The organism is Mycobacterium vicinigordonae (assembly GCF_013466425.1).
Classification (GTDB): Bacteria; Actinomycetota; Actinomycetes; order Mycobacteriales; family Mycobacteriaceae; genus Mycobacterium; species Mycobacterium vicinigordonae.
The window spans coordinates 1,878,896-1,890,176 of sequence record NZ_CP059165.1 but is presented as its reverse complement, the minus strand read 5'-3'; the positions used below and the strand labels follow the sequence as shown (position 1 = coordinate 1,890,176).

The window sequence follows — 11,281 nt, the reverse complement described above, 5'->3', positions numbered from 1 at the left end:
GCGACTTCAGACCACTTCGTAGACGTCGTATTGCAGACTCTCGCCTGCAAATGAGCCCTTGGCCACGCCGAGAATTCTGGTCAACCATTCGTATCGCTCGTCACCGGTCTCGAAATACATGGCCGAGTAAACCCCGGCCGTCGCCGCGTTCATACGTCCGGTGTAGGTCACCAAAATGATTGCATCGTCGTCGGTTCTGAGCGTGAGACGGGCATCGACCAACACGCGACCGGACGGCTCGACGAACGCCCAATCAGCTGCGGCGCGACCCTTGAGGGAAGCGCGCAGACGCTCACCTTCGTAGCGCGCGCTAGTGATCTCGCCAATTGTCCGACTCCCGGCAGGCCCGGTGGAGACCGCAATGGGCTCGGCAAGCTCGTACCTAACGTGGCACAGGGGGCGTAGCGCGGCGTTCAGAGATGCTGTCATCATTAAACCTGCTCGGTAGCAACGAATTCGAACACTGCGCCGTAGCAGGTCGTTGGATCGGTGACCAATCGATCTCGATCCCGCTCGGCAATGCCGACGCTGCGACTGACCAGATGTGCCTCTGCTGCAGCGAGGTCACTGGTCTCAAAGACGCAGCAGTGCATGATTTCGCCATTCGCGATGAGGTCACGTCCAGCCACGGAGTCGGCAGAACTTGGCCTGATCAATTCGACGGTCGTGTTGGCGCCGAGGCTGAGTTGTCGACGCTCGGCGAGCGGGGTCTCGTCCTTCGCGACGACACCGGCCCCAAGTGCTCGGTAGATGTCGGTGGCGCGATCCAGGTCACTGACCACCACTCCGACACGCCATCCGACAATTGCGAGTGGATGCTTCCGCCACGGATCGGTGGACCAACCCTCGTGGAACCTTGGGTCTTCCCAGCGTCCCGGCACGCCGAGCGGACCCGGTCTGGACTGGGAGCACGGCATGAATTCGAGTTGGCCCGCAGTGTCCCTCGGATGAGTGAAGACCGGGCTCATCGGCTGGTCGACCATGATCTCACGACCGGCACCGGCCAGGCCGAAGCATCGCACGCCCTGCGCGGTCAGGGTGTCGAAGATCTCGGTCGGCGGGCAGTCCACGAAATAGGCGGCGGCATGAAAGTGCCTGCCAAACCGTGCCAGAAACTTCCCGAGTGGAAGATGTGCCGCCTCGGGTGTCGGTTCCATGACGTCGACCGCGAGATCGGCAATGGTGACCATTGATGCCCAACGCTTCTCGGCTTCGAGCCACTCGTCCGTGAACACGTCAACCGCGCCGAACACGTCGCGATACCAGTCGGCGACAACACGGTAGTCGTCGACGATATGGTTCACATGCCATTGCTTGCCGACTGCGATCATGACGTCGCCCCTAGTCTCAACGATGTCCGCGATGACAGGTCAGTATGACATCTGTTGTCTAACTGACAATGCAGGTACCAGTCCTCCGCATCAACGGAACATGTATTGTTATATTGTCTCACTCATGTCCGGAATTGTGCTGGGGTCGAACTCGTGAGCATGATCACCGATCGGCTGGCGGCGGCCATTGGCATCTGGAATGACCAGGGTGCACCGTCGTTTCCCATCGATCGTTCGGATATCCGACGCTGGGCGATAGCCACATATTGGCCAGACGAGCCGCCCCGGCTGTACTGGGACGAAGAGTACGCGCGCGCGACTCGTTGGGGCGGGATCATCGCTCCGGATGACTTCAACCCTTTCGCATGGCCAGTGAAACCGCTGGAAACCGGGCCGTCCCAATACGCCTTACCTGAGCCCGGTGACCCGGGTCAACGGATGCTCAACGGCGGTGTGCGGCTCGAATTCGGACAGCCCATGCGCCCGGGCGACGTGATCACGGGACGTTGGCGAGTCAAAGATGCGTCCGAACGCGAGGGCCGAATGGGCCAGATGCTCTATATCCAGCTAGAGCGTGAACTGCGTAATCAGCGCAACGAATTGGTACGGACGCGCATCGACACAGTCATCCGGTATTAAGTGGGCGGGGAATTGATGTACATCAATGGTGAGTGGCAGGCCGCGTCCTCGGGCAAGACCTTCGCTAGCACCAACCCGGCTACCGGCGCCCTGTTGGGCACCGTACCTGACGGCGGCCGTGCCGACGCCCGCCGCGCTATCGACGCGGCCACGGCCGCGCTTTCGGCTTGGCGCACCCGTACCGCCTACGAACGCAGCGAGATTCTCCTCGCCGCCCACCGAATGATGCTGCAACGCCAGGACAGTCTCGCCACCCTCATGACCAAGGAGCAGGGCAAGCCGCTTCGCATGGCCCGAACCGAGGTCGGGTACGCGGCCGATTTCTTGCTGTGGTTTGCCGAGGAGGCTAAACGCGTTTACGGAGAGGTCATTCCATCGGCCCGGACCGATCAACGCTTTATCGTGTTGCAACAGCCTGTCGGCGTTTGCGCGGCGATCACTCCGTGGAATTATCCGATCTCGATGATCACCCGCAAGGTGGCTCCGGCATTAGCGGCCGGGTGCACATCGGTGCTCAAACCAGCTGAGCAGACTCCGCTGTGCGCCGTCGAGACGTTCCGGGTGTTCGCGGACGCCGGGGTACCGGCCGGAGTCGTCAACTTAGTGACGTGCTCGGACCCCGAGCCCGTGGCCGATGAGATCCTCGCCGAAGCCTCAGTACGCAAGATCAGCTTCACCGGGTCCACCGAGATCGGCAAGATGATCGCGGCCCGTGCCGGTGGCGCGATGAAACGGGTTTCGATGGAACTGGGTGGTCACGCGCCCTTCCTTGTTTTCGAGGACGCCAATCCCGAACACGCCGCCAAGGGTGCAGCGTTGGTCAAGTTCCTCAACACCGGGCAGGCCTGCATATGCCCCAACAGATTCATCGTGCACCGTTCGATCGTCGAACCGTTCCTTGCCACCCTGCGGGCGCGCGTGGTGAAACTCGTGCCCGGAGACGGTCTGGTGAAGGGCACCACGGTCGGTCCGCTGATCGACGATGTCGCGCTGAAAAAGATGCAGCGGCAGGTCGGCGACGCGGTGGATAAGGGCGCCAAATTGCTAATCGGTGGATCGCGTTTGACGGGGACCACGTTTGACAATGGGGCATTCTTCGCGCCGACGATCCTCGCCGACGTTACCGCCGAGATGTTGATCTGCTCAGAGGAAACCTTCGGCCCAATCGCGCCGGTGTTGGTTTTCGACGACGAAGACGAGGCGATTGCGATGGCCAATGCCACGACTTATGGTCTGGCGGGATATATCTACACGCGCGACCTCGCTCGTGCGATCCGGGTAGCCGAGGCGCTGGACTTTGGCATGATCGGCATCAATGACATCAATCCGACCTCGGCGGCGGTACCGTTCGGGGGTATCAAGGAAAGCGGGCTCGGCCGCGAGGGGGCGCGGGCAGGGATCGCAGAGTACCTCGATACCAAAGTTCTCGGGATCGCCCTCTGAGGAGCCGAAATGACGAAACCCGTTGACTTCGAGGCAATTCAAATCGGCGATTTCATTCCGTCCTTCGTACGCACCACACATTTCGCGGAGTGGAACCGCTACGCGGCAGTCAACGACGAATTCATCCCGATCCACATGGATGACGAAGCCGGCCGCGCCGCGGGTAATCAATCGGGTGCATTCGGAATGGGTAACCTACGGCTGGCCTACTTGGTCAACATGCTGCGCGCGTGGATTGGAGATGGCGGCGAAATCCGTTCTCTGACCGTCAAATATCGCGCGATGAACCAAAAGGGTGATCAATTGAGTTGCATCGGCGAGATCACTGGGAAGGAGATCGTCAACGGTTCGCAGCTGGTGCATCTCAAGGTCGACGTGGTCAGTCAGGACGGTCAGAGCACCACACCCGGTGAGGCAACGGTCGCGCTGGCCTGACTGATCCGCCATTACTCGTCTGGTTCGACGATGGCGACCGGGCGATCTTCGGTCGCATCGACTACGAGCGTGCGGTGGGCGATACGCCAACGCCCCCCGCTCGCCGAATAGCGATCCAGGTAGCGGATATACATGACGTGATTGCGACCGATCCCCACCTCGTCAGCGGTGAAGTGATTTGCGGTGCAATATACTTCACCCACCGCGGAGTCACCGTCGACGATGTAGAGCCCTTGGGCGATCAGATGGACGGTGCGCGGAAACCGCGAGACCATATCGATGATTCGCACCAACTCGCGGTGGCCTGTCATGGCGCCGGATGGGCGCCCCGGTCGTTCCACACGCATCGTCGCGTGGGGAGTAAACACGTCAAGCAGCGCAACGCGGTCGCGACGATCGATCGCGGCCGCATACCTGCGTGCCACAGCATCAAGCGCGGCCTTCGCCACCGACGAACAGATATCCATGCAGTACCCAGTCCCCATCCGCGCAGCACGATTAGACACATTTCGTCCTATTGTATACTCGTCGGAACGCATATGCGAAGGAGCAGCTGATGGCCACGCAGGCAGACGTTGGGCCAACGAAACTGAGCAGCGATCACGCCCTCGAGCTGTACCGGCTCATGAGCAAGGTGCAGCACAGCGATCGACGCGTCCGCAAAGGCCTGTCCTCCGGCGAGATCGCCATGAGCTATTGGCCGGTCGACGGGCAGGAGGCGATGTCGGCGGGAGCCGCACTCGCGCTGTCCGCGGGCGATCAACTCGTGACGACCTATCGCGGCCTTGGCGACGTGGTGGCCAAAGGCATCGACCTACCGAAGTACTTCGCAGAGATTCTCGGCCGGGGCACCGGCCTGTCTAAGGGCAAGGCCGGCGCCATGGGCATCAGCGACCCGGAGCACGGCATCGCATGGACTACCGGCATCGTCGGCGCGGGACCACTTATCGCGAATGGGATTGCACTGGCAGCGGCGATCACGGGTCACGATCGGGTGGTGTTGGTGAGCTTCGGGGACGGGGCAACCAGCATCGGTTACGTGCACGAGGCGATGAACATGGCAGCACTGTGGCAGCTGCCGGTGGTGTTCTTCTGCCAGAACAACGCGTGGGCCGAATGCACCCCCGTCGCTGGCTACACGCGTACCGAATGTCTGGCCGACCGCGCCGCGGGCTACGGAATGCCCGGCACGAGTGTCGACGGCACCGATCCGGAGGCCGTGTACAACGCCGTGGCGACCGCCGCGGAGCTCGCCCGATCCGGCGGTGGCCCCTCCTTCGTCGAAGCTGTCGGCTGCCGGTTGCAGGGCCACTACTTCGGTGACCAGATGCCCTACGCCAACCCCGACGAACTTGCCGCCAAGCGGGCGAACCCACCGTTTGACAGCTATCGGCGCCGACTCGTCGACGACGGCCTGGCAACCGAAGCCGAACTCGACCGCGTCGACTCCGCGCTGATCGCGGAGATAGATGCTGCGTTCACCGCAGCCCGCGATGCGGAGCCGCCTCCGGTGGACGAACTCACCCGAGATGTGTTTGCTGCCAATGGCATTGAACTAGCGGCCCCAGTGGCCGAGCGCGCCGAGATACCCAGCGGTGAAATCGAGAACCTTGGTCTGGTGCAGGCAATTCACCGCACCCTCGACCGTGCCATGGCCGCGAACGACTCTGTTATTCTTCTTGGCGAGGACATCGCTGATCCGGCTGGCGGAATGTTCAAGATCACCGCGGGACTTTCCACCAAGTACGGTGCCCAGCGAGTCCGCGACACTCCCATCGCCGAATCTTCGATCATCGGCGCGGCCCTGGGTGCTTCGTTGGCCGGGATGCGGCCAGTGGCCGAATTGATGTTCGTCGACTTCCTTGGTGTGGCGATGGACCAGATCGCGAACCATGCGGCGAAGATCCGCTACATGTCCGGCGGCCGGCAGGGTGCGCCCATGGTCATTCGCGCCATGGTCGGCACTGCCGCAGGACCGCAGCACTCGCAAGCCTTCGAGGCCTGGGCGATGCACACGCCCGGTATCAAGGTGGTCTGGCCCAGTACCGCTGCCGACGCGGTCGGTTTGCTCAATGCGTGCCTGACAGAGGACGACCCATGCTTGTTCATCGAGTCAATGAAGCTGTTCTACGGTGGCGGCAAAGGACCGGTACCCACCGCCGATTACGTGATCCCACTCGGGCAGGCCGACATCAAACGGTCTGGTACCGACGTCACAATCTGCAGCTACGGAAGTACCGTGCATGCCGCGCTGGACGCTGCCACTCAGCTTGACACCGAAGGCATTTCGGTTGAGGTGGTGGATCTGCGCACGTTGGTACCGCTGGATCTGACTACTGTCGTGGATTCGGCGCGCAAAACCCGGCGTCTCATCGTGGCGCATGAATCGGTGGGATTCTGCGGGCCAGGAGCCGAAATCGCGGCTGCGGTCGGTACAGAGCTATTCGGCGTGCTTACGAGTCCCATTGAGCGCGTCGCGGGCTCCTACACTCCCGTGCCGCGAGCGGCCACCTTGGAGGCAGCCTGCCGCCCGGACGCGGCGCGAATCGTCGACGCAGTCAGGAGAATGATGTGATCGAGATACGGATGCCGAAACCGGGCGACGCGATCACCGAGGCGGAGTTGACCGAATTTCACGTAGCCGACGGTTCCCGGGTAATGGAGGGCGACCCGCTGTATCAAATCGCCACCGACAAGGTCGAGATGGATATCGAAGCCCCCGCCACGGGAGTCGTTGCTTGGAAGGTTGAAGCAGGCAACACATATCCCGTGGGCGAGCTTCTTGCGGTGATCGAGGGCCAGTGACCTCACTACCGGATTCTCTCGACGTCGATCTAGGCGCCCCCGAATTGCTCGGACGAATCCAGGGCGACACGTTCACAGTTACCATCCAGCGGCCCGAGAAGAAGAACTCCGTCACCGCCGACGGGTATCACGGCATCAAACGCGCTGCGATGATCGTCGCCGACGAACCCGAGCTGAACTTCCTAGTGATCACCGGGGCCGGGGACGCATTCTGCGCCGGCGGAGACATGAACGCCCTCGGAAACCCGGACCGGCGCTGGGATGCGTTCACCGAGTCTTACGACGGCACCCCGTTCGAAACCTTGGGCAAGATACCCAAGCTCGTTGTCTGCGCGGTTAACGGCATCGCGCTCGGCGGCGGTTTGGTGATGACACTGTTCGCGGATCTGGTAGTGGCGTCCGAGCGTGCGCGCTTCCGCGTTCCGGACTTGACCCGCGGTGTCTATGAAGCATTCGTTGCCGCCCGTCTGCCGCAGCGAATGGGTACGTTGCGAGCGAATCATCTTATCTACGGCAATGATTGGATCACAGCGGCTGATGCGGAACGACTGGGACTCGTCGGCAAGGTGGTGGCGCACCACCGCTTACAGGACGAAGTCGACGCGCTACTAGAGCGCGTGAGGAAAACGGGACCGGCCGCGCGCGCCGCGGTGAAACGCGAGATGGCTCGCGCATTGCCGCCTGTGGACGTCACCGGATATTGGTCCTCCATCGGCACATCCGAGCAGATTGAAGCCTTTACGGCGTTCCTGCAGAAGCGATCTCCGCAGTGGCAGGTATGCCACGACCGCGATGCTTTCGTCCAGACTCGTCGTCCCGCATGGCTGCCGGCAGACGAACGTGAGTAATGGACTATAGGGGAACTGGCAAGTCAATGACATATGCCACCAACGCTCGTCATCATCGCCGGCGTGCACCCGCCTATGTGACAAATAGACACTATTTGTTCTATCATCTACATCGATGAATGGGTTCTACGAAGGCACCTCGGAACTGACCGGCTGCGACGAGATCCTGGTTGCCGCAGATGGTCCCGTCCGAATCGTGACGCTGAACAATCCCGAAAATGCTAACGCTGTCAACAACCGCATGCACACGGCATTCACCCGCCTATGGGACGCACTGGCCGAGGACCCAGACGCGCGCGCAGTCCTGATCACCGGCACCGGTGACTACTTCTCGGCTGGCGGAAATCTCGTCGAGTGGCTGGAAACGCACGTCAACAATCCCGTGACGCGCCGTGCGGGGATGCGGGACGCCCGCCGCATTGTGCGCGACATGATCGACTTTCCCCTGCCGGTAGTAGCAGCTGTCAACGGACCGGCAGTCGGATTCGGCTGCAGCATCGCAGTTCTCTGCGACATCGTGCTGATGTCCGACCGGTCGTTCTTCGCCGACACACACGTGGCCAGCGGACTGGTCGCAGGCGACGGCGGGTCGGTGTTGTGGCCATTGCTGATGAGTCTGCTCAAAGCTAAGGAATACCTGCTGCTCGGCGAACGCATCAAGGCGGATAAGGCTGTCGAGCTCGGTCTGGCCAATCGGGTGGTGCCACATGCCCACATCAAAGACGAGGGCCTTGCGCTTGCCCATCGACTCGCCGCACTTCCCCCGCGGGCGGTGCAAGACACCAAACGAACATTGAACCTGCACGCGCATCGTGCGCTGATCGGCATTCTCGAATACGGGATCTCCGCTGAGACAGAGTGTTTCACTACGCCGGAGCATCGGGCCGCGATCGACAAGTTCCTAGACCGGTAGTAGCGGCGCCATGGCACACGACACGACCTCGCCGTTGATACGTCGCGACGACCGTGACGGTATCGCAGTTGTCGTACTGAACCGGCCACATCAGCGCAACGCGTTGTGCTACGAATCGTGGACCGAACTTTCGGCGACGCTCGGCGATGTCGTCGCTAGTCGTGTCAGCGGCGTGGTTCTTTCCGGTGCGGATGGATTCTTCTGCGCCGGTGGTGATTTGAAGTCAGGCCCCGCGCACGGGAGTGGCCCACTGGCACCGGCCGGACGCGTCGAGCACGCTCAACGAGTGATGGAGGAGCTCAGATCCCTTTCGGTGCCGACGATCGCAGCGGTTGAGGGCGCCGCCGTCGGCTTGGGGTGGAGCCTAGCGTTGTCCTGCGACTTGGTGGTGTGCGCCGCCGACGTTTTCTTTGCCGCTCCATTTGTGGCCCGGGGTGTCGTGCCGGACGGCGGGCTGGCATGGCGGCTGACACAACAGCTCGGCCGCCTTCGGGCCTCGTCATTGTTGTTGCGCGGTTCGCGGCTATCCGCGACCGAGGCCGAGCGGCTGGGTTTGGTGACCGAGGTAGTGACACCCGGCTGCGCTGTGGATCGGGCACGGGCCGTCGCCGAAGAAGTAGCGCAAGCGGAACCTGGTGCAGTGGAAATGACAAAGCGGTTGATCAATGCCGCCGAGAGTGCGCAACTCGCCACTTTCCATCCGCTCGAGTTGGCGATGGCGACGGTAGCACAGCACCGATCAGCCGCGGCTGCGGGGCGTGCGGAGTTCTCCTGAGGGTTCAGCGCGGCATTCCCAAACCGACGGTGGAGATCAGGTCTCGCTGAATCTCACTGGTACCGCCGCCAATTGAATGCAGCAAAGACAAGAGCAGTCCTTCCGAGAAGTGCCCATCGAGCACTGCTTCGGGATCATCTGGCATGAGTTCGCCTGCGGGACCTAGAATCTGGGCCCCCAGCGTACGCAATTCGGCTGTCAGCTCGGAGTGATAGAGCTTCGACAGCGACGGCAGCGCAGGATCCAGAGCGCCGGCCGCTTGTAGGTGCGCCACCCGATAGGACAGGGCACGGCCCACCTCGACGCGTTCGACAGCGCGGGCCAATGCGATCCGATTGGTCGGCTCCGCGAGCGGGTCGTGCGCCGTGCCGCGCTGGCCGTGACACCAGTCGATCAGCTCGTCGAGGTAGCGTTGCGCCTGCGCCGCGCGGGTGATATTTGAACGCTCCGCGTCCAGCAGCGCCTTTCCGACCCGCCAACCGTCACCCTCTCCCCCAACGAGATTCGCTGCGGGGACCCGGACCCCGTCGAAAAATTCCTCAGCGAAGGTCGGATAGCCCGTCATAGATCGGATCGGCCGACGAGTGATACCCGGGGTGTCGAGCTCAACGAGAAAGAACGAAATTCCGGCTTGCCTTTTACCCGCCACCGGCGAAGTACGAGCCAGCACAAATATCCAGTCGGCAAGCACCCCGTTGCTAGTCCAGGTTTTCTGGCCATCGAGGACGTAGTGGTCACCGTCGCGCTTGGCGGTCATGCGCAACGCGGCCAGGTCCGAGCCAGCTTCGGGCTCGGAATAGCCTTGAGCCCACATCCGTTCTGAGCGTGCGATGGGCGGTAGGTGTTGTTCTTGCTGCTCGGCTGTGCCGAACTTGAACAACACCGGAGCTAGCATGTTGACTCCGTTTGTGTTCACCAGCGGCGCACCGGCGTAGGCGAGTTCCTCTCGGATGACCACCTGTTCCACGACACCGAGGCCGCCGCCCTCGTAGCGGGCAGGCCAGTGCGGCACAAACCATCCCTGCGCATGCAACTGCTTGCAGAACGCCACAGCACGCTCATGACCGTCACGCGGCAGATAGTCGGGATTGGCCGCGGTGCGCCGGAACTCGGCGGGAAGATTCTCGGCCAACCAATCCCGCACTGACCCACGAAGCAATTCGGTGTTGGTATCGTCACCGAATCGGATAATCGGGGTGAGCGGCATTTTCAGGCGCGCTCACTGGGTTTGGCGCTCTTCTTCATCAACTCCGCCACATACTGCTGGAACTCTTGACTGCCGGTCACTACCGCCTGCAGATCATTGCTGGCTTGCTGGTGGGTGCGAAAGCCCATGGTTTCCCACGCTCGGACGATGCCGGCTTTGGTCGCCTGCAGCGTGATCAGTGGGGCCTTGGCAATCTTGGTTGCCAGTTCCTCGACGGTAGCTTCCAACTGGTCGGCCGCTACCACCCGGTTGACCAACCCGAACTCGAGCGCTTCAGCAGCTGTCAGACGTTGAGCGGTGTAAAGGTATTCGGCGGCGCGCTTGTAGTTCATGAACACCCAGGGCTCAAACATCGTTTCCGAACCCGGTAAACCGAATCCCGGTACCAACGGCATCTGAAACCAGGTGTCCTCGGAGCACACGGTGATCTCGGGGATCAGCGCCCACGTCGTACCGCCACCGATCGCATACCCGTGTACCTGGGCGATCAACGGCTTGGGGAATTCCCACAACTTGAGCACCGGCCAGAGGAATAGCTGCGCGGCGGACCGCCACACCTTCCCCGAGGCCTCCAATTCCGCCCGGAACTCCGGGTAGTCGCCGGTGGGAATGTGGCCCGAGCAAAATCCCTTGCCGTTGGCCTTGAGGATGACCACCTTGATGTCATAGTCGTACTGAGCATCGTCGAGCGCTTCGTTGACGCTGTGGACCATCTGGGCCGTCTGAGCATTCGCTGATGCGGGGTTGTTCAGGATAATCCGGGCGATAGGGCCGTCCTTCTCATAAACGACGTGCTCAAGTTCCCGAGTTTCCAACTACTGCCTCCTCAGACGTTACGGACCAACCAGCACACGGTAGTGCAACTATACAGTGAATGTAATAGTG

At 61.8% G+C, this 11,281-nt stretch carries 13 protein-coding genes; 8 read left to right on the top strand and 5 right to left on the bottom strand.

Annotated features, from left to right (window positions below):
* Positions 1-6: 6 nt before the first annotated feature.
* Together H0P51_RS08555 and H0P51_RS08550 are read right to left on the bottom strand one after the other, a co-directional pair.
* Entirely contained in the window at positions 7-429 is a 423-nt protein-coding gene (locus tag H0P51_RS08555; protein ID WP_180917513.1) for a DUF3237 domain-containing protein, read from the bottom strand.
* Positions 430-431: 2 nt separating this feature from the next.
* Positions 432-1,331: a VOC family protein gene (locus tag H0P51_RS08550; protein ID WP_180917512.1), complete on the bottom strand. Its 900-nt coding sequence runs from the start codon at positions 1,329-1,331 to the stop codon at positions 432-434.
* Positions 1,332-1,490: 159 nt separating this feature from the next.
* On the opposite strand from H0P51_RS08550, the gene H0P51_RS08545 reads away from it, so the two are divergent.
* From H0P51_RS08545 to H0P51_RS08535, 3 genes are read left to right on the top strand one after another with little or no spacing between them, the layout of a single operon-like run.
* Positions 1,491-1,970: an FAS1-like dehydratase domain-containing protein gene (locus H0P51_RS08545; RefSeq protein ID WP_180918832.1), complete on the top strand. Its 480-nt coding sequence runs from the start codon at positions 1,491-1,493 to the stop codon at positions 1,968-1,970.
* Between the two features lie 15 nt (positions 1,971-1,985).
* Positions 1,986-3,413 (top strand): NAD-dependent succinate-semialdehyde dehydrogenase, encoded by a 1,428-nt coding sequence (locus H0P51_RS08540; protein ID WP_180917511.1) that lies wholly within the window; start codon positions 1,986-1,988, stop codon positions 3,411-3,413.
* 9 nt (positions 3,414-3,422) lie between these two features.
* Positions 3,423-3,848, top strand: a complete 426-nt coding sequence (locus tag H0P51_RS08535) for a MaoC/PaaZ C-terminal domain-containing protein (protein ID WP_180917510.1) — start codon at positions 3,423-3,425, stop codon at positions 3,846-3,848.
* A gap of 11 nt (positions 3,849-3,859) precedes the next feature.
* Here the strand turns inward: H0P51_RS08535 and H0P51_RS08530 are convergent, their stop codons facing one another.
* Positions 3,860-4,354, bottom strand: coding sequence for a nuclear transport factor 2 family protein (locus H0P51_RS08530; RefSeq protein ID WP_246398500.1), 495 nt, complete (start codon positions 4,352-4,354; stop codon positions 3,860-3,862).
* Positions 4,355-4,404: 50 nt separating this feature from the next.
* Here H0P51_RS08530 and H0P51_RS08525 point away from each other — a divergent pair, with 50 nt between their 5' ends.
* From H0P51_RS08525 to H0P51_RS08505, 5 genes are all read left to right on the top strand, one after another.
* On the top strand, positions 4,405-6,423 hold the full coding sequence (locus H0P51_RS08525) for an alpha-ketoacid dehydrogenase subunit alpha/beta (RefSeq protein WP_180917509.1): 2,019 nt from the start codon (positions 4,405-4,407) through the stop codon (positions 6,421-6,423).
* Positions 6,420-6,653, top strand: coding sequence for a biotin/lipoyl-containing protein (locus tag H0P51_RS08520; protein ID WP_180917508.1), 234 nt, complete (start codon positions 6,420-6,422; stop codon positions 6,651-6,653). The genes H0P51_RS08525 and H0P51_RS08520 overlap by 4 nt, the downstream gene beginning before the upstream one ends.
* Positions 6,650-7,501 (top strand): enoyl-CoA hydratase/isomerase family protein, encoded by an 852-nt coding sequence (locus tag H0P51_RS08515; protein WP_180917507.1) that lies wholly within the window; start codon positions 6,650-6,652, stop codon positions 7,499-7,501. The genes H0P51_RS08520 and H0P51_RS08515 overlap by 4 nt, the downstream gene beginning before the upstream one ends.
* Positions 7,502-7,616: 115 nt before the next feature.
* The gene (locus H0P51_RS08510) at positions 7,617-8,414 is read left to right on the top strand and encodes an enoyl-CoA hydratase/isomerase family protein (protein WP_180917506.1); all 798 of its coding nucleotides are present in this window, start codon (positions 7,617-7,619) and stop codon (positions 8,412-8,414) included.
* 10 nt (positions 8,415-8,424) lie between these two features.
* A complete protein-coding gene (locus tag H0P51_RS08505) occupies positions 8,425-9,189 on the top strand; it encodes an enoyl-CoA hydratase/isomerase family protein (protein WP_180917505.1) in 765 nt (254 codons plus the stop codon).
* Positions 9,190-9,193: 4 nt separating this feature from the next.
* Here H0P51_RS08505 and H0P51_RS08500 read toward each other — a convergent pair whose 3' ends face one another.
* Together H0P51_RS08500 and H0P51_RS08495 are read right to left on the bottom strand one after the other, a co-directional pair.
* A complete protein-coding gene (locus H0P51_RS08500) occupies positions 9,194-10,396 on the bottom strand; it encodes an acyl-CoA dehydrogenase family protein (protein ID WP_180917504.1) in 1,203 nt (400 codons plus the stop codon).
* A 2-nt stretch (positions 10,397-10,398) separates the two neighbouring features.
* Positions 10,399-11,211 carry an enoyl-CoA hydratase/isomerase family protein gene (locus H0P51_RS08495; protein WP_180917503.1) on the bottom strand — a complete coding sequence of 271 codons (813 nt, stop codon included), beginning with the start codon at positions 11,209-11,211 and terminating at the stop codon, positions 10,399-10,401.
* Positions 11,212-11,281: the final 70 nt, after the last annotated feature.

Coding starts and splice junctions, on each gene's coding strand:
- H0P51_RS08555 (WP_180917513.1), bottom strand. CDS start 429: ATGACAGCATCTCTGAACGCCGCGCTACGCCCCCTGTGCCACGTTAGG.
- H0P51_RS08550 (WP_180917512.1), bottom strand. CDS start 1,331: ATGATCGCAGTCGGCAAGCAATGGCATGTGAACCATATCGTCGACGAC.
- H0P51_RS08545 (WP_180918832.1), top strand. CDS start 1,491: ATGATCACCGATCGGCTGGCGGCGGCCATTGGCATCTGGAATGACCAG.
- H0P51_RS08540 (WP_180917511.1), top strand. CDS start 1,986: ATGTACATCAATGGTGAGTGGCAGGCCGCGTCCTCGGGCAAGACCTTC.
- H0P51_RS08535 (WP_180917510.1), top strand. CDS start 3,423: ATGACGAAACCCGTTGACTTCGAGGCAATTCAAATCGGCGATTTCATT.
- H0P51_RS08525 (WP_180917509.1), top strand. CDS start 4,405: ATGGCCACGCAGGCAGACGTTGGGCCAACGAAACTGAGCAGCGATCAC.
- H0P51_RS08510 (WP_180917506.1), top strand. CDS start 7,617: ATGAATGGGTTCTACGAAGGCACCTCGGAACTGACCGGCTGCGACGAG.
- H0P51_RS08505 (WP_180917505.1), top strand. CDS start 8,425: ATGGCACACGACACGACCTCGCCGTTGATACGTCGCGACGACCGTGAC.
- H0P51_RS08500 (WP_180917504.1), bottom strand. CDS start 10,396: ATGCCGCTCACCCCGATTATCCGATTCGGTGACGATACCAACACCGAA.